The 21,004-nt window shown below is 34.1% G+C and carries 18 protein-coding genes; 5 read left to right on the forward strand and 13 right to left on the reverse strand.

Translation table 11 applies throughout. The features are described from left to right. Nucleotides 1-71 precede the first annotated feature (71 nt). A complete protein-coding gene (locus QZ659_RS00005) occupies nt 72-3,251 on the reverse strand; it encodes a protein O-mannosyl-transferase family (protein ID WP_291719959.1) in 3,180 nt (1,059 codons plus the stop codon). A 188-nt stretch (nt 3,252-3,439) separates the two neighbouring features. Beyond that, a complete protein-coding gene (locus tag QZ659_RS00010) occupies nt 3,440-4,414 on the reverse strand; it encodes an NAD(P)-dependent oxidoreductase (RefSeq protein WP_291719962.1) in 975 nt (324 codons plus the stop codon). A gap of 214 nt (nt 4,415-4,628) precedes the next feature. Between QZ659_RS00010 and QZ659_RS00015 the strand changes: the two genes are divergently transcribed. Next, a complete protein-coding gene (locus QZ659_RS00015; RefSeq protein ID WP_291719965.1) occupies nt 4,629-4,868 on the forward strand; it encodes a hypothetical protein in 240 nt (79 codons plus the stop codon). 7 nt (nt 4,869-4,875) lie between these two features. Here the strand turns inward: QZ659_RS00015 and QZ659_RS00020 are convergent, their stop codons facing one another. Beyond that, nucleotides 4,876-5,127 carry a cytochrome b5 domain-containing protein gene (locus QZ659_RS00020; RefSeq protein WP_291719967.1) on the reverse strand — a complete coding sequence of 84 codons (252 nt, stop codon included), beginning with the start codon at nt 5,125-5,127 and terminating at the stop codon, nt 4,876-4,878. A 57-nt stretch (nt 5,128-5,184) separates the two neighbouring features. Here QZ659_RS00020 and QZ659_RS00025 point away from each other — a divergent pair, with 57 nt between their 5' ends. Both QZ659_RS00025 and QZ659_RS00030 read left to right on the forward strand, forming a co-directional pair. Further along, on the forward strand, nt 5,185-5,397 hold the full coding sequence (locus QZ659_RS00025) for a hypothetical protein (RefSeq protein ID WP_291719970.1): 213 nt from the start codon (nt 5,185-5,187) through the stop codon (nt 5,395-5,397). 83 nt (nt 5,398-5,480) lie between these two features. Next, the gene (locus tag QZ659_RS00030) at nt 5,481-6,227 is read left to right on the forward strand and encodes a polyprenol monophosphomannose synthase (protein ID WP_291719973.1); all 747 of its coding nucleotides are present in this window, start codon (nt 5,481-5,483) and stop codon (nt 6,225-6,227) included. Between the two features lie 71 nt (nt 6,228-6,298). On the opposite strand, the gene QZ659_RS00035 is transcribed toward QZ659_RS00030, so the two are convergent. Both QZ659_RS00035 and QZ659_RS00040 read right to left on the reverse strand, forming a co-directional pair. Next, nucleotides 6,299-8,500 carry a ComEC/Rec2 family competence protein gene (locus QZ659_RS00035; RefSeq protein WP_291719976.1) on the reverse strand — a complete coding sequence of 734 codons (2,202 nt, stop codon included), beginning with the start codon at nt 8,498-8,500 and terminating at the stop codon, nt 6,299-6,301. Between the two features lie 6 nt (nt 8,501-8,506). Next, entirely contained in the window at nt 8,507-8,962 is a 456-nt protein-coding gene (locus tag QZ659_RS00040) for a hypothetical protein (RefSeq protein ID WP_291719979.1), read from the reverse strand. A 255-nt stretch (nt 8,963-9,217) separates the two neighbouring features. Between QZ659_RS00040 and QZ659_RS00045 the strand changes: the two genes are divergently transcribed. Continuing rightward, entirely contained in the window at nt 9,218-9,634 is a 417-nt protein-coding gene (locus QZ659_RS00045; protein WP_291719981.1) for a hypothetical protein, read from the forward strand. A gap of 100 nt (nt 9,635-9,734) precedes the next feature. On the opposite strand, the gene QZ659_RS00050 is transcribed toward QZ659_RS00045, so the two are convergent. The 4 genes from QZ659_RS00050 to QZ659_RS00065 all read right to left on the reverse strand — a co-directional run bounded on the left by QZ659_RS00050 (nt 9,735) and on the right by QZ659_RS00065 (nt 15,255). Further along, nucleotides 9,735-11,021: a NupC/NupG family nucleoside CNT transporter gene (locus QZ659_RS00050; RefSeq protein WP_291719984.1), complete on the reverse strand. Its 1,287-nt coding sequence runs from the start codon at nt 11,019-11,021 to the stop codon at nt 9,735-9,737. Between the two features lie 241 nt (nt 11,022-11,262). After that, entirely contained in the window at nt 11,263-12,552 is a 1,290-nt protein-coding gene (gene glyA, locus QZ659_RS00055) for a serine hydroxymethyltransferase (protein ID WP_291719988.1), read from the reverse strand. Between the two features lie 102 nt (nt 12,553-12,654). Further along, nucleotides 12,655-13,110, reverse strand: a complete 456-nt coding sequence (locus QZ659_RS00060; RefSeq protein WP_291719990.1) for a PaaI family thioesterase — start codon at nt 13,108-13,110, stop codon at nt 12,655-12,657. Nucleotides 13,111-13,278: 168 nt separating this feature from the next. Further along, nucleotides 13,279-15,255: an NADH-quinone oxidoreductase subunit L gene (locus tag QZ659_RS00065; protein ID WP_291719993.1), complete on the reverse strand. Its 1,977-nt coding sequence runs from the start codon at nt 15,253-15,255 to the stop codon at nt 13,279-13,281. A 42-nt stretch (nt 15,256-15,297) separates the two neighbouring features. On the opposite strand from QZ659_RS00065, the gene QZ659_RS00070 reads away from it, so the two are divergent. Next, nucleotides 15,298-15,771, forward strand: a complete 474-nt coding sequence (locus QZ659_RS00070; protein ID WP_291719996.1) for a dual specificity protein phosphatase family protein — start codon at nt 15,298-15,300, stop codon at nt 15,769-15,771. On the opposite strand, the gene QZ659_RS00075 is transcribed toward QZ659_RS00070, so the two are convergent. The 4 genes from QZ659_RS00075 to QZ659_RS00090 all read right to left on the reverse strand — a co-directional run bounded on the left by QZ659_RS00075 (nt 15,768) and on the right by QZ659_RS00090 (nt 20,990). After that, nucleotides 15,768-16,319 carry a hypothetical protein gene (locus QZ659_RS00075; RefSeq protein WP_291719999.1) on the reverse strand — a complete coding sequence of 184 codons (552 nt, stop codon included), beginning with the start codon at nt 16,317-16,319 and terminating at the stop codon, nt 15,768-15,770. The two genes, QZ659_RS00070 and QZ659_RS00075, sit on opposite strands and share 4 nt — an antisense overlap. A gap of 16 nt (nt 16,320-16,335) precedes the next feature. Beyond that, nucleotides 16,336-17,268, reverse strand: coding sequence for a hypothetical protein (locus QZ659_RS00080; protein ID WP_291720003.1), 933 nt, complete (start codon nt 17,266-17,268; stop codon nt 16,336-16,338). 443 nt (nt 17,269-17,711) lie between these two features. Further along, nucleotides 17,712-18,830 (reverse strand): 3-dehydroquinate synthase, encoded by a 1,119-nt coding sequence (gene aroB, locus QZ659_RS00085; protein ID WP_291720005.1) that lies wholly within the window; start codon nt 18,828-18,830, stop codon nt 17,712-17,714. 33 nt (nt 18,831-18,863) lie between these two features. Further along, entirely contained in the window at nt 18,864-20,990 is a 2,127-nt protein-coding gene (locus QZ659_RS00090) for a GAF domain-containing protein (protein WP_291720008.1), read from the reverse strand. Nucleotides 20,991-21,004: the final 14 nt, after the last annotated feature.

Consider the following 21,004-nt stretch of genomic DNA (forward strand, 5'->3'; position numbering starts at 1 on the left):
ATTTTTAATCAGAAATACAAAATAACAATTTTGTGAAAACTAACTACTTAAAATAGCAATAAAAGAATAACTTACCTCATTCCACCAGCAGAACTATACTTTTGTATGGCATCTGTAAAGATTTTTTGGCGTTCTTTCAGACTTTCTAAGCGAGTTTGTTCAGCATCAGAAAATTCTATTTGAATTTGGTCTCCATTTTCATCAACAATTACTTTTCCTTCTTCTTGCATTAGAGATTTTTTAGCCTCCAAACGCTGAATTTCTTGTGTTGTCATGGCATCTAACTGGCGATAAACAGAAAGTAAAACACGCATCTGAATACTGCTTCGCTGAATCATATCACTATAATTAAACTGATTCAGATTGTTCTGATAAACAAAACTAAGGTTTTCCATAGCACGAGTAGAAATATCTTCTGCTAAGGCAATGGCTTTGTCATCAGCTTCTGCCATGTGGTACAACTGCACAAAATATGGTTCATAATAGCTATATGGAACATTCATTACTGGAAGAAGTTCAAAGGCTTTATCAAGCGTTTCTATTGCTTTTTCCTTCTCCCCACGCTCAAAGTATTCTTGTGCCAAACGGAAATATACTTGACGGAACTGCGCTCCAAACTTTTTATATTCGTCGTCGTAATAGCCTTCTGTTTGCATTCCTCTAAATTGGAACATCTCCACAGCTTTTTTCATTTCCTCAAAATTGACTTCTCCTAAATCGCCATTATCTTGTCCTTGAATTGGCATAAGGCGATAAACCATTCCATCCATTTGAAGATAATCTCTCAAATTGAAATTGATAGTATTTGCAGAAGTCTGATTGAAGTAAATCGGACGCTCCCATTTGTTAGTTGCAATTAAATCTAATAATAAAAGGTCATTTTTATAAATGTTGTTTCCTTTAATATCAAACTCCATCACATCGACAATACGGTTTTCTTTTCCTTTAGGAATAAATCCTTTTGACAGTACGTCTTGCTTATTGATAGCTAACGCAAACTTTTTAGAAAGAAGTTTTCCTGTACTACTTCCATCTTGTAACTGTACCATCACACGAGGGTCTTCTTTTTTAAGAAGTTGTATGTAAGTCTCTAAATTGACAGGCTGATTAATATTTTTATCTGGAGAACCATCTCTATTTCCAATATACATCAAGTAATCATTCTTACCTTGAATATAGTCTTCTCTTTCCAAAGAAATCGGAATTGGTGGCGAATCATTTACTTGGCTTGTCATTTGGTCTGCATACCAATCTGTTGCAAAATAACTCAAAACGGCTACTCTAACATCAGTACGGAAGCCTTCTACATCCTGTACGTACCAAAGTGGGAAAGTATCATTGTCTCCACCTGTAAACAAGATAGCATTAGGCTCACAAGCAGCTAACGTGTTTCTGGCTTGGTCAACTGAAAGATAACGCCCAGTACGGTTATGGTTATCCCAACCTTTCACAGCCATAATAGTAGGCACAATAAAGGCAACACCCAAAGCAATTCCAGAAGCAGCTACTCCAGAAATACGTTTTTGTAGGAAGTGTGCTAAAGTCAACATTCCCAAACCTATCCAAACAGAAAAGGCATAGAACGAACCCACATATACATAATCACGTTCACGAGGTTCAACAGGAGGCGAATTGAGATAAAGCACCAAACCTAATCCCATTATGAAGAAAATAAGGAAGGTAATCCACCAACCTTTTTGGTCTTTAGTAGCTTGGAAAATAAAACCTATAATTCCTAAAAGAAGTGGCAACATATAAAAGTTATCTCTTGCTTTGTTAGTAGCTAAATCTTCAGGGAGTTCTTTTCCTAAATCTTCAAACGGAGTAAGCCATCCAGCTTCTTTGTCATCGCTTTGTCTTCCAGCAAAATTCCACATAAAGTACCTAAAATACATGTGTCCAAACTGGTAAGTAAAAAGGAAGTTGAGGTTATCGCCAAAAGTAGGGCGTTCTCCTTGTTGAAGATTTAACCATTGCTGATAAAGCTGTGGGTGATTACTTGATTGGCTATATACACGAGGCAGAAGCATATTACCTTTAGAATCATAAGTAACTTCAAACTTATGGTCATAGACTTCGTATTTTTTTTCTCCTTTACGATATAAAGCTGCTCCAATTTCTTGTCCTGTGCGCTCGGAAGCAAATGTTCTTCCATATACCAAAGGACGGTCGCCATACTGTTCACGCTTTAGATAAGAAACAAATGTCATTACATCTTCTGGGTTGTTCTCGTCAATCGGAGGATTAGCATTCGAACGAATCAATATAAGAGAATACGTACTGTACCCTATCATAATGAATGCAAAAGAAAGTAAGGCTGTATTTAATTCTACATTTCTCTTTTTAATAGAATAAAAAATTCCCCAAACAAGTGCTGCAATAAAAGCAAGACTAAAAAATAAAGCCCCAGAACCAAATGGAAGACCAAATGAATTTACAAATGCAATTTCGAATTTTGCTGCAATACTTGGAAGCCCTGGAATTACGCCATACGTAATCAAAACAACAATTCCTGTTCCTGCTAAGAAAGTCAGAAGCCAACCCAAACGACTTTCTTCTTTGTATTTTTTGAAATAATATACATACGCCAATGCAGGAAGAGCAAGTAAGTTAAGAAGGTGAACTCCGATAGAAAGACCAACCAAATAAGCAATAAAAATCAGCCAACGATTTGAATCTCTCTCATCATCAATGCGTTCCCATTTAAAAATTGCCCATACTACAATCGCAGTAAAAAAAGATGACATTCCATACACCTCTGCTTCAACAGCTGAAAACCAAAATGAATCTGAAAAAGTATAAGCCAATGCACCAACAGCACCACTTCCCAAAATCATAATTTTTTGAGCTAGTGTATAATCATTTTCTTGTGCATCTAAGCCTTTTTGTAAGTCAGCTTCCGATTTGGAATCCATAACTTTTTGCAAAGTAGGGCGCACAATACGACGAGCAAGCATTGTTATTGTCCAAAATAAGAACAAAATAGAAAAACTACTACTGAGAGCAGAAAGCATATTTATCCAATAGCCTACTTGTTCTACATCTCCAAAGGCAAGGAAGGAAAACATACGTCCGACTAAAAGGAAGAAAGGCGCACCTGGAGGGTGAGGAGCCATTAGTTTATAAGAAACAGCTATAAATTCTCCACAATCCCAAAAACTAGCCGTATTTTCAAGTGTGAGGACATAAACTGTAGTAGCAATCAAAAAGATTAGCCAACCTACAATCGTGTTGAGACGATTAAAACCCATATTTTTTTCAGTAAATAGTAATCAATTACCAGTAATCAGTTAAAAAACCAATTCTGATATATCAATCAGTATATTTTTATTAAAAATTTCTTTTCAAGACACGAAAATAGGAAAACTTTAGCAACTACTATATATTCAATAGATTAAATTATAGTAATTTAGAAAAACCAAGAAAAAACTACTGTTTTTTAAGCCTTTTGAAAATGCTTCTCTACAAACTGATTTATCTTCTCACCCAAGACTTTATTTAATCCTTCATAGGATTCGTGTGTCCAACCTGCCACGTGGGGAGTCAAAATCACATTTTGCATAGCATTTATTTCTTCAAATTGCTTTTTTTGTAACTCTGTAAAGGTATGTAGCTTTTCATTTTCTAAAACATCTAACCCTGCTCCTCTAATCTTTCCATTTTTCAAGTATTTTAAAATAGCTTCCATTTTGGCAACACTTCCTCTTGAAGTATTGAAGAAAAAAATAGGGTTAGCAAACCTTTCAAAGAACTGCTCATCAGCAAAATGAAGATTGCCATTTTCTCCACCTATTTCATCATCTAATGGAATATGAATTGAGACGATTTGCGCCTTTTCTTGTAACTCTTCTAAAGAAACTTGTTTTGCAAAGCTGTCTTGCTTTTTATCTCTTTTGTCATACACTAATACCTCACAACCTAAAGCATTTAGTTTTTGAGATAATAATTTTCCGACATTTCCATAGCCTACAATTCCTACTGTTTTTCCACTTAGCTCTATCCCTCTGTTAGCTTCTCTTTTCCACTGAAAGTTACTCAATTCATTTTGGGCTTTCTTAAAATTATTCAATACTGATAACATCATTCCTAGTGTATGTTCAGCAACAGCATTACGATTTCCTTCTGGGGCAGTAAGTAATTGTATTTTTTTTTGAGCAAGTAATTTTTTGTCTATTCCATCTGTTCCAGAACCGACACGAGCTACAAAAAGTAGGTGTTTGGTTTTTTGTATGAATTTTTTATCAATAGCGAAGCGACTTCTTAGGATTAATCCATCAAAATCTTGCATTTGATTTATAATATCATTATCTTTCCAATCATAAGCATAAGTATATTCTATATTTTTATTCAAAAAATGAAATTTGAATGATTCATGCAATTCATCAATAATAATTACTTTTAGTATTTTTTTCATAAATAATTAGACTTTACAGTTAATAATGGTGTTATATTTGGGAATATAAAATTGGACTTTAATCTCAATGATGACAAATGCAACTTTTTAAAAAGTCTTGCCGTTTCTTAAATAAAGAAAGAAAACTTAAAGTTATTTTTAAATAAATTAAATAAAAACTTGATTTTGTTCTACTTTTCAATTCATCAACTATCCCCTTTTAATTTCTATCATTATGAACTCTACACAAGAACAACCTAATAATAATACAAAAAAAGGAAGTATCCGTATTTTTATTGATAAAATAATGGCTAATTATGCTCAAGGAGACGAGCTAGTTTGTAAGGTTATAGAATCTCGTTTGCTCTTGAACGGCATACATCCAACAGAATATAGCAACGATACGCCAGACAATTCTCAAATTTTGCTCAAGCTAAGTCATATTGAAAAAGAATTAGCAAAAGTATTTGCATAGCAACAGTTTAATTTTCTTTTAACTTTCCCACCACTTCGAATTTGTCAAATACATTTTCGTTGTGAGGAGCATCATTTTTTAATTCTTCTGTAAGGTCTTGCCCAGCCCAATGTTCATAATGCTTTCCTTTTTGCCAAAGCCTAGAACTAGAAACATCGTAGATTAGATTATTGTAGGCACACCAAATTTCCTTACGGTCTTGTCCGTTGCGTAGAGCGAGTTGAGATTTTGTATAAAAAGGTAGAGTTTCTTTCTTCATAGCAACAAATTTGAGAAATAATTCTTATTTTGACTAAGAATTAATTTTTTATTAGAAATGGTTACAATCGCTCTTGTTTGGGAAATAGCATTAACAACTTCTTTACTTGCACTGCTTCTGATGCTGCAAGATTGGAGTAAATTTTGGCTTTTCAAAAAATATAAAGAAACATCGGAACGAAAAAAAGACGAACGAGCAGCCGAAAAACTCTTAGATGATTTGCCTACAGGCGTAGTAAGATATAGAGAAAGCAAGATACCACAGAAATAAAAGTAATTAACAAACTTCCTAAAACTTCTCAAAATTTATAGTTCTGCTATTGTACGTAAAATTATTGTACGTATTTTTGAAGTGTGAAAGAACGCATCGTAATCATACCGACCTATAACGAAATCGAAAATATCGAAGCTATTATTCGTGCCGTATTTTCGTTAGAACTTCCGTTTCACGTCCTCATTATTGACGACGGTTCGCCTGACGGAACAGCTTTGAAAGTTAAAGAACTTCAAAAAGAATTTACTAATTCTCTACACCTTGAGGAACGTAAAGGCAAACTGGGCTTAGGCACAGCCTATATTCACGGCTTCAAATGGGCATTGAGAAATGAGTATCAATATGTTTTTGAAATGGATGCCGATTTTTCGCATAATCCAAAGGATTTAGTTAGGCTTTATAATTCTTGTGCGACAGAAAATGAAGAGGGTATCAGAAATGATGTAGCTATTGGTTCTCGTTATGTACAGGGGGTAAATGTTGTGAACTGGCCTATGAGTCGTGTTTTGATGTCGTATTTTGCTAGTATTTATGTTCGGATAGTAACAGGAATGCCTATTCACGATGCAACGGCAGGTTTTAAATGTTATCGTAGGGAAGTTTTAGAAACGATAAATTTGGATTCTATCAAATTTGTAGGCTACGCCTTTCAGATAGAAATGAAATTTACAGCGTGGAAATACGGCTTTCATGTAGGTGAAGTCCCTATTATTTTTACTGACCGAACCAAGGGAACATCTAAGATGTCGTCTGGAATTTTTAAAGAAGCCTTTTTTGGAGTGATTCAGATGAAAATTAATAGTTTTTTTAAGAAGTATAGGAGATAAAAATAGGTTTAGTTTTTAAACCACAGAGTTGAAGAGAACACAGAGAAATACTACAATTCAATGAAATTATTTTAATACTCTTTCTCAAACGCTCCATTTTTCAATACTCTGACTTTTATTTTATTGACTTTAGCTTCATTTGAAAGCAGTTTTATTCTTGAGTTGTAATTGGTATCATCAAAAATGAGATAATTCGTTTTGATAGTTGCCATTTCGGATAACGTGTAAATAGGGTTATTACTTATCCATACGATTTCTATATCATCTAGCTTTGGAACAAATTTGGTTTCTTTATCTAGTCTTTTGTTCCACCAAAGTATGGTCTTATTGTTCCAAGTGATTATTTTTCCTCCAGCCCAATCTCTTATCTGTACAATTTCATTACTTGGGTTTTCTGAATAGACAGAATCCATATTTATAAGCTCGTTTTGGGTTTTTCCATTCGAAAGTAAGTCGCCAGTAAGCCAATAGCTTTGAGCATTTTCGTTATAAAAACTAGCCGAATCTAAAAGTGTAGTGCTTCGCCTGCCGTCTTGCAAACTAAGAGCAAAGCCTTTTCGAATCTGATAAAAAACTAATCGTTTTTGGTTTTCTGCTTCGTGATTCAAATAGAGATTTAGAGCAGAAAAAACAATACACAGAAGTACAGTAGGATAAAAGAAAACTCGTCTTGGCAGAGTGATAAAGCAAAGTAAACCTATCATAATAGCATAAATAAGCATACTTTCAGCAAAACTAAGCCGTATATTTTCTATCACAGAAAGAGGAAGTTTTTCTATCCAAAATATCAGAAAATTTACTCCATAAATGAGAAAAGATAGTGCAATTCCTAAATAAGAACTTATAATAGCAGGAAAAACACTACAACAAACTGTAGCAATAGCTAAACCTAAAATCCCCACAGCAGCAGGAATAACCACAAAACCAGAAAGCCAAAAATAAGTTGGAAACTGATGGAAATAATAGACACAAATAGGAAATGTAGAAATTTGTGCAGCTATTGAAACAGTGAATAATTCCCAAAAATACTTTACAAATTTATTAGGAGGCGTGTAGTATTTAGCCATTCTAGGCTGAATAAGCACAATACCAATAACAGCCAAATAAGAAAGCTGAAAACCCACTTCAAAGAGCATATACGGATTGAAAGTAAGCAAGAGAAAAGCCGAAAAAGCAAGGTTATTATAGACATTCGTTCGCTTGCTAAATGTTGTTGCAATCTGTATAATCCCAAACATCACGGAAGCACGCAGCACTGAAGGCGAAAGTCCTGTCAGGAAAGCATATCCAAACAAAACACTCAAAATTATTCCCAAATAAACATATTTCAATCTTCTGTGATTCTTCAAGAAACGAAATATAAAAGCCATTATCCAACTCAAAATACCGACATGCAAACCAGAAACAGCCAAAACGTGTGTTGCTCCTGCTGACTGATAGGCTTTCTTTACATCATTATCTATTCCATCTCTTATTCCTAAGAAAAGTGCGCTTGCCACGCCATAGCTTTGCTCACCTGGCATAGTTTCCTTCAACACACTATCACAATAGATTCTAAATTCAATGGCTTTCTTACGAAAAATCTTTATAGGATTTTCTAAACTTTGATTTTCAAAATTATTTTCTAAAACCACATCATACGAATTGATAAAATCTTGATGCCAAATATAATGGTATTTTAAGTATTTCTGATAATCGAAAGAAGAGGGATTTTCGGGTGGGTTGGTCTCAATGGGAGAGCCTTTTATCTGTAATTCATCATCAAAGTTATATATTTTATCTGCTCTGTTTATAAAACTGGTATCATTCAAGAACTCATTTTTTTTGAGATATACCAATACTTTTCCTTCAGCAAGTTGCCATGTATTTTCTGTTCTAATTTTTTCTACTTCAAATTCAAACTTATAGGATTTTTCTCGTTCTTGAATTTCTGAAACAATTTTCCCTTGATAGGCTAAAGTGGTTTTAGAATTATTTTTTATATGTAAAGGACGTTCTTTTGGAGAGATATTGGTTACTAAAGTCATTCCAAATCCTATAAAAACACCTAGTAAAGTAAAGAGTTGCAGCCATGAAAAACGTGTTTTCTGATTTCCAGTCAGTAAAAAATGAAGTCCCAAATAGGCTATCGAAAAGGCAGCTAAAAGCCCTAAAGAAAAAGCTAAACTAACTTGTGTTTGTTCACCTATCAAAATACCTATTATGAGAGCCAACACAGGACGTACAAGTGGATACGAATCCCAACGAAAAAGAGACTTATCTCGTGGAGTCATTACATTTTATTTTTTCTCTTGAAAGCTAATTTGTTCCACAAACTTATCGTACTTTTCTTTCTCCTCCCTTGGATAGCGAATTTCGAAAGAGCGAAAACCAGTTTCTGTTTTTTCTGTACGCAGATAATATACTTTTCCATTTTCAAAACCAGAAACGACAAAAAATTTATCATTAATAGGCTTATATTGTACGTCTCTATTTTTTGAAATAAACTGCTGTTCTTCTTCTAAGGTTCGGTTTTGTCCATTGATGCTTCCCCAAACTAAAAGTTCTATTTTTCCTCCGTCGATGTGGAAAATCTGTCCATCTCCACTCTTTGAACTTCCAAAAGGTTCGAAGGCAGCAGGGTAGTCTAAACAGTATTCAAAACGCTCATTACAATACGTATCTTGAGTAGAACAAGAACATATTGTAAGAACAAAGAATAATAAAAAAAGATATGTAAATATATTATTTTTCATCTCTTAAATGTATGGAATATTTTTGATATTTTGAAAATTATTTTTTGGAGTAATTTGTTTGTATTTACTCTCTTTCAATAAAGACGTTGTTTAGCAAAAAATATTTTTCTTGTAAAGTTCATTTTTTCAAAATTGTCAGTAAAATTGCTATTTATATTTCTTGAAAACTCATTCTGATTTTTCGGTTTTGGTTCTTCTCCTCAAAGAACAATGTGTGCGTTTTATTCACCTAATTTTATATAAACTCTTAAACGTATGCGTATTCTATTCATCACTTTTGCTGCTGCATGTATTGCATTTTTCTCTTCTTCTATTTCTCTAAAAGCTCAAGATTGGGGCGATAATGAATCTACAACAGAAGAAACCACTACTGAACTAGAAGTTTCTGTAACTCTTTTTGCTAAAGCTAATTTCGAAGGCAAATCTTTAGAAATTAATGAACTTACCAGTTTTGATAGCCAAACGATACAAGAAGAATTCGGTATGCAACCTATTGCTTCTATTAAAGTAAGTGAAGGCGTAATTGTTCGTGTTTTTATGGCAGACGACTTTGAAGGCGAATCTTTTGACATCACAAGTGATATGAAGGCACTTCCAGCAAAATGGGTAGGCAAAATTCGTTCATTTGAATTAGTGGTTGCTGAGCAAGGTGGTAACGACGAAGGTTGGTAATTCTGATATAAAATAACACTTCATTACGACAAGAAATTGTAAGTAATATAAATTGCAAAAGCCCTCTTCTAACTTTAGAAAAGGGCTTTTTAATTTTAAATTATGCCAATAACGCCCCAGCAATCGTAGCTGTCATCATACAAGCAAGTGTTGCAGCAAGCAGAGCCTTTAATCCTAAACGAGAGAGGTTAGCCTGTTGGTTAGGTGCCATTGCTCCAATGCCTCCTATCTGAATAGCAATAGAACTAAAATTGGAAAATCCACAGAGGGCAAAAGTAGCAATGGTAATAGATTTTGCTGAAATAAGTCCTTTTTCTTGGAGGTCTGCAAGGCTTACATACGCTACAAATTCATTGATAACAGTTTTTTGTCCTAAAAGACTTCCTACTTGCAGTGTGTCGTTCCATTCTACTCCAATTACAAAGGCAGCCAAACGGAAAACTTGTCCTAAAATATACTCCATCGAAAGTTTATTAAAGACACCATCTGTACTTTCTGCAATGATAGCATTTAGCGTTGTCCAATCACCCACTACCTCAAGCATATAATTCAGAAGGGCAATCACTGCAATAAAAGCCAAAAGCATTGCACCAATATTCAATGCAAGTTTTAATCCTTCACCTGCACCAATTGCCAAGGCATCAATCACGTTTGCACCTAGCGTTTCTTTATTTACTTTGAGTTCTGAATCTATAAGTTCTGGTTTTGTTTCTGGGATGAGCATTTTAGCAAATACAATTCCTGCTGGGGCATTCATAATCGATGCACTCAAAAGGCGAGCTGCTACTTCGGCTTGTTTTACTTCGTCTGCTCCTCCTAAAAAGGCAACATAACTTCCCAAAACACTTCCTGCAATGGTTGCCATTCCTCCTGTCATAAGACACATAAGCTCAGAGGTTGTCATTTTAGCAATAAAAGGACGTACTAAAAGAGGTGCTTCTGTTTGCCCTAAGAATATGTTTCCTGCTGCCGAAAGGCTTTCTGCACCTGAAAGTCCCATTGTTTTTGCCATCAGCCAAGCAATTCCATAAGATATTTTTTGAAGAATACCTAAGTAATATAGTCCAGTAGTTACGGCAGAGAAGAAAATTACGGTAGGCAAAACTTGGAATGCGAAGATAAAACCACTTTTTGGAATATCAGCCAAATCCATAAAAAGGAATCTTGCGCCATCGTTAGCAAAACTCAAAAACTTCACAAATCCCTCACTAATTGACTTAAATACAGATGCTACTTGTGGCACTTGCGTAATCAATACTCCAAAAATGACTTGTAACAGAATACCAATACCGACCAGTTTCCAATTTATTGCTTTTCGATTGATAGAAAAGGCATACGCTACACCTAGCAAGACCAACATGCCTAACAATCCTCTCAAATAATCCATAACTCTATAAAAAACTTAAAATGCTATAAAATCAAAACAATTAAATAGCGAAAGTAGAGTAAATTATTCAGAATTAGAAATTTGAATAGGATTAGAAAATAAAAAATTCATAAACTTCTGTTATTTATGAGTTTGAATACACTTATTTAACTCTTGCTAAATTTTACTGTAAAGAAAAATGACAAGCCAAAACTCTAGTTCTGACTTGTCATTCTTTTGATTCCTATTTATCTACGATATACTAAACACTCATTTCCAATTCTTTGTACAAAGGAAAATCTTTCATCCATTCATTTATTTCCTTACGAACCTCTGCAATTACGTTTTCATCATCAGCATTCATCAATACTTTATCAATCAGCTCAACAATGCGCTCCATATCGCTCTCTACCATTCCACGAGTAGTAACGGCAGCCGTACCGACACGCATTCCAGAAGTTACAAACGGCGACTTATCATCAAAAGGCACCATATTTTTATTGATGGTAATATCTGCCAAAACGAGTGTATTTTCAGCCTTTTTACCAGTAATATTTTTATTTCTTAGGTCAATAAGCATTAAATGATTGTCTGTTCCTCCAGAAATAATCTGATAACCTTTTGCTACAAATGCTTTTGCCATAGCTTGTGCATTTTTGGCAACTTGCTGAATATAAGTTTTAAACTCTGGCTTTAGAGCTTCTCCAAAAGCCACTGCCTTAGCTGCAATGACATGCTCTAGTGGACCTCCTTGTGTTCCAGGAAAAACACCTGAATCTAAAAGAGAAGACATCATACGTAACTCACCTTTTGGAGTTTTGATGCCAAACGGATTTTCAAAGTCTTTACCCATCATAATAATTCCACCTCTTGCGCCACGAAGCGTTTTGTGCGTTGTAGAAGTTACGATATGACAATGAGGCAATGGGTTATCTAAAATACCACCAGCAATAAGTCCAGCAGGGTGAGAAATATCAGCTAATAATAAAGCTCCTACACTATCAGCAATCTTACGCAAACGAGCATAATCCCACTCACGAGAGTAGGCAGAAGCACCACAAATAATAAGTTTGGGTTGAACCTCTTTCGCTTTTTCTTCTACTTTGTCCCAATCAATAAGACCAGTTTCTTTTTCTACACCATAAAAATGAGGGTCATAGAGTTTTCCAGAAAAATTGACTGTAGAACCATGTGTAAGGTGTCCTCCATGAGAAAGGTCAAAGCCTAAGATTTTGTCTCCAGCATTCAAAACAGCTAACATAACGGCTGCATTGGCTTGCGCTCCAGAGTGTGGCTGTACATTTGCCCATTCTGCACCAAAGAGTTCTTTCAAACGGTCGATAGCAAGCTGTTCTACTTTATCTACTACTTCACAACCACCATAATAGCGTTTGTTGGGCAGTCCTTCTGCATATTTGTTTGTCAAGACGCTTCCCATCGCTTCCATTACTTGTGGAGAAACAAAGTTTTCAGAAGCAATTAGTTCGATGCCGTGTTCTTGGCGTTGGCGTTCTTGTTCTATTAAATCAAAGATTTGAGTATCTCGTTGCATAATTTCTTATGTTTTTTGAAGTTTGAAGAGCAAAGATTATGTTTCTCAAAAATACGAATATTTTATCTTTATTCGATGTTTAGGATATACAAGTATAATTTTTTACTCTTCTTCTTTCGTCCAAGCCGACGGCATTCCAGAGTTTACCATATTTGAAGTCGCACGACTAATGAGTTGCCCTGTTTGAGCATGATGAATTTCGGCAGAGAAGTTTATCATTGTTTTTCCTTTTCTTACCAACATAGTTTTGGCAATTACTTTATCCCCTACCTTTGCTTGTCCTAAAAAATCAACAGTAAGGTTTACAGACAGATAAATGTGAGGTAGAGCAAGTAAAAAACAAGATGTACCAATAAGGTCATCCATTATAGCAGCATGAATGCCACCATGCAAAATCCCGACAGGGTTTGTCATTTCTTCACGCACTTCATATTCGATTTCTAACTCCCCTTCATTTGCTGAAATAAGTCTCCCATCAAGCCATTGAGAAAAAGGTGGATTCATTGCACCAAGTTTTTTTCCTTCTTGTGCCTTAACCATTGCCAAAATTGGATTCATAGTTTTTTGTATTTAGAATTAAAATAGTTGAGAGTACTGGACATCAATAGATATTGCTGTTCTGTGCGTTACAGAACAGAGAAAAGTGCCATTCGTTGGTATTTTAGTGTAGCGACACCAACAACTTTTTATCTCATGTCCAGTACTCTAAAAATAGTTTTGTTGTTCTTAAAAAATCAGATACAGTAGCGCAAAAGTCAGTATAGAAATGACAATCAAGATATAAAACTGAACTTTTCCACTTTGTAAACTCTTCAAATATTTTCCTGCATAGTTGATTATAAAAACTACGAGATGCGTAACAAAATCAACGATATATTTATCTATCCAAGCTGAAAAATATCCTGCTACAACAATTATTTTTGAAAAACTATCAATCAAACTATCTATTTTTCTATCAAAAACAAATAAAATGGACGCTACTCTTATCCAAATGTTAGCCAACTTGTTTGTTGTAAAAAGTGGTTGTTTTTGTGCTACTATAAGTGCTGTGTTGGTGATAGGTTTCCAAAATAAGAGTATAAAAAATCTATCTTGCTGGTGAAAGTAATTTTTGATTTGAACTAAAGTTTGCACTCGGATTAATTTCTCATTCAACCTCTTAGAAAACCCTAAAAATACCCCTAAAAGGGTAATTAAAGTAGCAAAAACAGGTAGCCATATTTTGATAGTTTGAGGAACTTCTGAAAAAAGTCTTGGAAACCTTGAAAGCCAATAACTTTCGTCTGGGTGAAGTGGGTGGAAAGCAAAAAGAAACCAAAAATTTCCCATAAAAAGTAGTAACAAAGGCAAATACCACGACCATTTTTTTTCTATGGTATCATCTTTATTGTTTTCCTTATCATTAAAAAACAGAAGTTGAAGCTGTCTTCCTCCGTAGAAAGCAGTTAAGAAAGTTGCTAAAAATAAAATTCCTCCTATCAAAAAATTATTTGCTAACGTTTCTTTCAAAATCCATTCTTTCGACAAAAATCCAGAAGTAAGAGGCAAACCAACCAAAGCAGCCAAAGCCATCCCATACATTATAAAAAAGAGAGGAAGTGCTTTATAATTATTTTTTCCCATCTCTGCCATTTCCTTCGTACTATTTTTTTCTATTAGGAAACCTGCTCCTAAAAATAGTGTCGCCTTAAAAAATGCATGAGTAAAAAGGTGCAAAACGGCAGCTTGCCATGCTCCAACACCCACAGCAATCGCCATAAAACCAAGTTGAGAAACTGTAGAAGCAGCTAGCTGTTGCTTCAAATTAGCTGTAAAATAGGCAGCTAAAGCAGAAAAAAGAAGTGAAAAAAGAGCCAACCAAACTAAAATTTGTGAAATGAGCGTTACTTCTTCAAATACAAATTCCGTTCGGACAAGTAGATAAATTCCAGCAGCCACCATCGTAGCAGCGTGCAAAAGTGCAGAGATAGAAGTAGGAGCTTCCATAGCGTCAAAGAGCCACGTAGAAAATGGAAACTGACCTGATTTTACTAAAGCAGCTAGTAAAATTCCTATTGAAATAATGAGTTGTGTATAAAATGGAAGAGTCGTAAAAACTGTTTTAAGTTCTGAAATTGTAAGCGAGTGTTCGAAGAGCAAAGCAATAGTAACTAGAAGTCCTATATCCCCTAAACGATTGAGTAGAAAAGATTTTGTGGAAGCACGAGACGAATTTTCAGTTTTTCCAAAATCTATCAAAAGGTAAGAAGCCAAACCTACCAATTCCCAAAAAACAAAAAACAAAATCAAGTTATCCTGTGCCACTAGGAGTTGCATGGCAAAGACGAAAAGCCCCAATACACCATAGTAAAATCTCTTTTTTTCTTTTATATAAACCAACGAATAAATATGGACGACAAAAACAACAAGGCTAACTAAAAATTGAAAAAATGCTGTAAGCGAATCTATTCTTATCTGAATGTTAATCTGTTTTGAACCTACATTTGCCCACACAAACGAAGTTGAAAGTATTTTTCCTGTAGTAAAAACTTCAAAAAGCTGCATACTTGTCATTCCAAGGGCAAAGAAAGAGCATCCTAACGCTACATATTCTATAATTTTTGTGTAAGTCTGATTTTTACTAGACACAAAAGCTGAACTTACTAAAGTCAGTAAGAAAACAAAAAGTGGAAAAAAGTATATTAAAAAATAGATGAGGTTCATACTGCAAAAGTAATGAAATCTATACTTAAAAATATCAAAACTATGAAAACAAGAATTTTTTGGATTACAAAATATCTAGCCAGTATGCCTAAGCCAAATGCTGATGAACATTTGGAAGAAGATATTATTCATTTTAAAAACCAGAATGTAACTACTTTGGTAAGTTTGCTTACCCAAAATGAAACCTTTGAACTAGAGCTAGAAAAGGAAAAAGAACTTTGTGAGAAGCATTCTATTCATTTTATTTCTTTTCCTTTAAAAGATAGAAGTGTACCGAGTGAAACTCAAACCTCAAAATTGAAAGAACTAGCAAGGGAATTAGCTCAAAAAATTAGTCAGAACCAAAAAGTTATTGTTCATTGTAGAGGAGGCATTGGACGTGCTGGGATGCTTTGTGCTGCCATTTTGATAGAACAAGGAGTTAGAAAAGATAAGGTTATAGAAAAAATAAGTACAGCTAGAGGAGTTTCTATTCCAGACACAGAAGAGCAAAAAAAATGGATAATGGGTTATTAGATAGGATGCCAAAAATCTACACGTTTTAGTTTATTATTAGCAAAGTAGAATATCAGTTGCATGTCTAGTTGTATTCCTTTTGATGTAATCAAAACTACACTACAAGTTGTATATTTTGTATCATCACCATAAATACTAATTTCTGAAGGGTCTTTGCAACTAGATGGAAATAGCCTTTGTATTTGCTCAAAAGTAGTTTGGCTAGTAATCTTATTTTTTCCGTCTAGTGTGATACTCTTAATTTTATCATCAAAGACAATAACTTCAAACTCACAGAAAGATTCTTCTAAATTATCAAAACCTTCATTTCCTTCTTCGTAATACGCAAGATAACTCTCTCCAATATAAATCAATGAATCTGCTGTTGAAGCATCCATTATAGATGGAACAGAAACAATACTGTCTATATCAGCATATAATTTTATCTTATTCATTCCCATTGAAATAGGAATAGAATCATTGATTTGGAGTAATTCAATGTTGGTAAATTGTGCCTTGGTATAAAAACTGATGTTTAAAAAAAGTAGTAATAAATAAAAATTTCTCATTAGATATTTTAATAATTTACTTAACTAAAAACTTTCCTCTCTTTATTACTTCGCTCTCTGTTTGGAGAATCCAATAGTAAATCCCTTGTTCAAGATTTTCATCCAAAACAAAAGGACTTTCAAGGCTATAGTAAGTTTTGACTTCTTCCTTTGAATTGATAAGTTCTAAATAGATTTCTTCTTCGCTTGTTCCTCTCCACTCAAAAGAAATATTCTTGTCATAATTTTCTAAGAAAGTAACAGGAGATATTAAGTTAATAGTGCTACGAGTATTTTGAGCTAATTTATCTTCCAAATTTGGAATAGGTTGGTAGGCTATCAAATTTTCTTTCTCTACAACAGAAGCATTATTTTCTATGTCTTGTTTTTTATCTGTATTTGAGCTTTTTACTAAGACTTCTTTCTCTTTATTTTCAAAAAGAGGAGAATTATCGTTCTTTTCTAGCACATCAGCAGGGTTTATTTCAACCTCTACAAGTGTAGGTGCAGTTACCTCTGCTTGTAAGGCTTTTTCATTTTGTGTATCTATAAGATGAGTAGCTACTACAAAGACACTTGCACCAATAGTAATAGCAAATAAAAAAACAGCAGCCACTTTGTAAATAGAAGGCTGATGGGACTGAGTTATCTTGCGTTCCCAGTCTTTTTGCTTTTCTGTTTTTTCCTCCTTGATTTTTTCAAGTTCTTGGCGAAGTTGATTTCTTCTATAAATACGTTCTTTTTTCATATAATCTACATCATTTTTAGGGTCTAACAATGAAGTAATGTCCTGCTCTTGTTTTTTCTTTAAAAGTTCAATGAGCTTCTTATGCTTATACAACTCTTCTTTCAAAACAGGGTCATTTTCTAGCCTTTTTTTAAATTTTTCTAATTGTTTTGCAGAGAGTTTACCTTTTATATAATTTGAAATAAGTTGTAAACGCTCCAACTCTTGATTGATGTTTCCCATTGTTCATATAAGCAGAGTTTTAAATAGAACTTTATTTGTAGTGATTGGCTGTGATTTATGAATAGTGAATAGCTTATAAAGAAAGTGTTTTTGATATGTAGAGTACTAGACATTAATAGATATTTGCTGTTCTGTTAGGCACAGAACAAGGAAAAAATACCGTTTGTTGGTGTTTTAGCATATTGCTACCAACAACTTTTTATCTCAAGATTAGTATTCTATTTTGCATATTTTTTTATATTTTTTCTATTTCAACTTTATTACAAAATACTTACTTACTTCAAAGAAGCTACTTATTTTCTAAAGATACAAATAATAAAAAAGAATTTAGGTAATTTTTCAGACAAAAAACAATAAAAACCTTATTATATCTTATAAAAACATTTTTTTTCTTTAACTTGATACACTTGACTATAATAGTAGCAATAGTTTTTCCAATCTTATCAAATCTGCATCAAACACTCTAAAATTTCTTCTTCTGTGATAGAAATATCATAGACAGCTTTTCCAATTTCTTCTAGCCCACAAGTCAGAATGAGATTTTGAGCATTTTTCTTATCATGTTTTGCCCATCTTACTATCTCTTGTAGAGTATTTTTTTGCTCAATCGCTTTTCTAAAATCAGTAATTGTATTTTCAAAAATGGAAGAAATATACTCTTTAATATCTTGAAAATCAGTCTGTGAGATAAAATTTTGATTAGGAAATTTGTCTTTACAAAGAAAAGCAGAATAATAACTTTCAGCTATCATGCCTAGAGCAATAGCTTCTCCATGTAAAAATGTAGGCAGTTCACTTTGTTTTTTATTTTCTTCTATAAAATAAGATTCAATAGCGTGTCCAATAGTATGTCCAAAGTTTAAGATTTTTCGTAATCCTTTTTCAGTGGGGTCAGCTTCTGTAACTTTTGCTTTTAATGCAACCGAATGAGCAACAATAGAAGTCCAATTTTGTGTATCAAAGTTACTTTTATTTATTTGAGATAAATTTTGCCACGCTTTTTTATCAGCAATAAGGGTGTGTTTGATGACTTCTGCAAAACCTGAACGAACTTCGTAAGAGGGCAATGTTTTTAAAAATGGAGTATGAATCCAAACTTTAAAAGGAGTTTGAAAAAGTCCGATATGATTTTTCAAGCCATTAAAATCAATTCCTAGTTTTCCTCCCACACTTGCATCTACTTGCGAAAGAAGTGTCGTCGGAATTTGAATAAAATCAATTCCACGTTTATAAGTAGAAGCACAAAAACCTCCCATATCGCCAATTACGCCTCCTCCAAGATTGAGTAAGATACCTTTTCTGTCAAAATGATTTTGAGTAAGTTCTTGCCAAATATGAATACAGGTTTCTAGGGTTTTGTGTGTTTCTCCAGACGGAATTTCTATCAAGGTAGGATTAGGTAAGCTACTTTTAGCTAAACTTTTTTTTAAAATTGGATAACAATCTCGCTTCGTATTTTCATCTACCAAAACAGCAACTTGCCTGTTTTGAAGCAAAGAGGTAATTTTTTCTAAAGGTTCGAATGTGATATAATTAGGCAGCGAAGTAGAAATTTCTGACATTTTTATTTTCTATTCTTGTATAATGAGGTAAACTTAATTTTTAGCATTTTCCAACTCTTCGATACGCTTTTGTAGAGCTTCTTTTTCTGCATTGTGTTTATTAAGCAATTTTTGAAGCATATTTTTTTGTGCTTTTAGAGCATATTCGGAACGCTTTTTTTCTGCATTTCGGCTTTCTTCTATTTTGGTAGTCTGTTCCTTGATTTTGGCTTCATTGTGTTTGAGCTGAGAAATATCTGCCAATACAAGAACATAACGTTCAATCGTACCAGCATTATTGAAAATAGCAACTCCTATTGCTTGTACCCAGATTTCATCTCCCTCACGGTTGAGCATCGTAGTCTCTGCTTTCCAAATTGTTCCTTGTGCCATCGTATTGAAACCTTGTTGGAGTTCGCCTTCTTGGGCAAATATTCCAAAAGCAGAACGTTCTAGGAGTGTAGATTTCGAATAGCCCAATACATCAATAGCAGAATCGTTGATACTTGTAATATTCTTTTTATAGTCTAATTCTAATAAATAAAAACTAGATTCGATAAGCTCGTTTCTATACTGCAATTCTTTCTGTACCCTTCCCATCTCTTCTTGTGTGGCTTGCAACTCTTCCATATTTTGACGCATTTCTTCTTCTTGCGCTCGGAGTTGTTGGGTCATTTGTTCAGATTCTTCTAACAAACGCTGCCCTGTAATATTGCTTTGCAAGATAGAAAGCGTTGCAGCAACAGTTTCGCCAATAGTTTCTAAAAACTCAATCTGATACGGTTCAAATTTTTTAAAGGAGGCAATTTCTATCATTCCATATACTTGCTTATTGAGTAACATCGGTACAATCAAAACAGAACGTGGATTCGCCTTGCCTAGTCCAGAAGTAACGGCTACATATTCTTTTGGGACATCGGTCAGATGCATTGTCTGTCCTTCTTGCCACGCTTGCCCTGTAAGCCCTTCGCCTAGTTGAATTGTTCCTTCCAAAAAACGTTTTTTATCCCACGCATAATATGCCATTAGTTTCAAATACTCGTGCTTTCCATTTAGTTCTTTCAAGAAAAACCCTCCTTGATTAGCTTCTAAATATTTTACTAACGTAGTAATAAGTTCGTCTGTGATTTCTTCAAAAGTTCGATTGCTATTTCGAAGAATATCAGAAACAAGCATTGTTCCTTCGTTTTTCCATCGTCTTTCTTTTGCACTCGCTTCGGTTTCCCTTAGGTTGTTACGCATTTTGAGAAGTGAGTTACCTAAAATATCTTGCTCTGAAAGAGGTATAAATTTAGATTGATACTTTCCTTGTCCTATTTCTTTTGCAAACTCAGAAGTATCTTTTAGCCCAACAATAAGTGTTTGAAGTGCAATTTCCATTTCTCCAATTTCATCTACTCGTTTTAGCTGCTCTTCATCTTTGTATTTTTCAAAACGTGGCAGAATACCTTCACTCAATTTCTTGATGTTTTCCTTCACTACTTTTATCCTTGAAATAATCTTTTGAGCTAACAAAAAGGCAAGAGTAAAACCTAAAATAATGGCAATTATACTTATAAAAATAGTTCGATTTCGCAGTGTAACCGAAGAGTCATTGAGCATGTCTTGGGTTTGCTGACCTGCTACTTTTTTACTTTCTATTAATGCCTCCAAATCTATCTTTATCTGCTCAAAAATACCATTTAGGGTTTGCATCTGCATTTGAAACCTCGTCTCTTGCACTAAAAGATTTTTTTCTACGGCTGTTTTATTATTTAATGAAGAAACAATACGCTGCTCAATGCTATGCATACTGTCCATAGCAATAAAAGTATTGTTCAATATTTCAAAAGCTGTTTCGTCGTCATTTTGCCATCCTTCTGAAAGAGAGATGAGTTTATCCTTTACGGCTGGATAGGTCTTGCTTTGTAGCTTTCGCAAAGAATTTTTGGCAGCATCGTTTTGGCTTTCATTCTGAAAATAGACATAACTCGTAATAAGACGCATAGAGCTATTGGCAAGACTACGAAGTTCCTTTAAGTTTTCTACAGAAGGCTGAACCACTTCTGTATATTCTTCTATTTGAGCAACATTTTGGTTAAGTTGAACAATAAGCATAACTGCCCCCACAATGAAAAGCAGGAGAAGAGCTGAAAACCCTCCAAAGATGCGTTGCCAAATAGTAATACGAAAATTCTTCATTCAGTTGTAGTTTC

The sequence above is a fragment of the Bernardetia sp. genome, assembly GCF_020630935.1.
GTDB lineage: Bacteria > Bacteroidota > Bacteroidia > Cytophagales > Bernardetiaceae > Bernardetia.

Bases quoted from the DNA above. Each gene is read 5' to 3' on its own strand.
- QZ659_RS00020 (WP_291719967.1), bottom strand. From the start codon at position 5,127: ATGAAGAAAGAAACTCTACCTTTTTATACAAAATCTCAACTCGCTCTA.
- QZ659_RS00040 (WP_291719979.1), bottom strand. From the start codon at position 8,962: ATGAAAAATAATATATTTACATATCTTTTTTTATTATTCTTTGTTCTT.
- QZ659_RS00015 (WP_291719965.1), top strand. From the start codon at position 4,629: ATGAACTCTACACAAGAACAACCTAATAATAATACAAAAAAAGGAAGT.
- QZ659_RS00065 (WP_291719993.1), bottom strand. From the start codon at position 15,255: ATGAACCTCATCTATTTTTTAATATACTTTTTTCCACTTTTTGTTTTC.
- QZ659_RS00035 (WP_291719976.1), bottom strand. From the start codon at position 8,500: ATGACTCCACGAGATAAGTCTCTTTTTCGTTGGGATTCGTATCCACTT.
- QZ659_RS00025 (WP_291719970.1), top strand. From the start codon at position 5,185: ATGGTTACAATCGCTCTTGTTTGGGAAATAGCATTAACAACTTCTTTA.
- QZ659_RS00005 (WP_291719959.1), bottom strand. From the start codon at position 3,251: ATGGGTTTTAATCGTCTCAACACGATTGTAGGTTGGCTAATCTTTTTG.
- glyA (WP_291719988.1), bottom strand. From the start codon at position 12,552: ATGCAACGAGATACTCAAATCTTTGATTTAATAGAACAAGAACGCCAA.
- QZ659_RS00045 (WP_291719981.1), top strand. From the start codon at position 9,218: ATGCGTATTCTATTCATCACTTTTGCTGCTGCATGTATTGCATTTTTC.
- QZ659_RS00075 (WP_291719999.1), bottom strand. From the start codon at position 16,319: ATGAGAAATTTTTATTTATTACTACTTTTTTTAAACATCAGTTTTTAT.
- QZ659_RS00010 (WP_291719962.1), bottom strand. From the start codon at position 4,414: ATGAAAAAAATACTAAAAGTAATTATTATTGATGAATTGCATGAATCA.
- QZ659_RS00070 (WP_291719996.1), top strand. From the start codon at position 15,298: ATGAAAACAAGAATTTTTTGGATTACAAAATATCTAGCCAGTATGCCT.
- QZ659_RS00080 (WP_291720003.1), bottom strand. From the start codon at position 17,268: ATGGGAAACATCAATCAAGAGTTGGAGCGTTTACAACTTATTTCAAAT.
- QZ659_RS00090 (WP_291720008.1), bottom strand. From the start codon at position 20,990: ATGAAGAATTTTCGTATTACTATTTGGCAACGCATCTTTGGAGGGTTT.
- QZ659_RS00060 (WP_291719990.1), bottom strand. From the start codon at position 13,110: ATGAATCCAATTTTGGCAATGGTTAAGGCACAAGAAGGAAAAAAACTT.
- QZ659_RS00050 (WP_291719984.1), bottom strand. From the start codon at position 11,021: ATGGATTATTTGAGAGGATTGTTAGGCATGTTGGTCTTGCTAGGTGTA.
- aroB (WP_291720005.1), bottom strand. From the start codon at position 18,830: ATGTCAGAAATTTCTACTTCGCTGCCTAATTATATCACATTCGAACCT.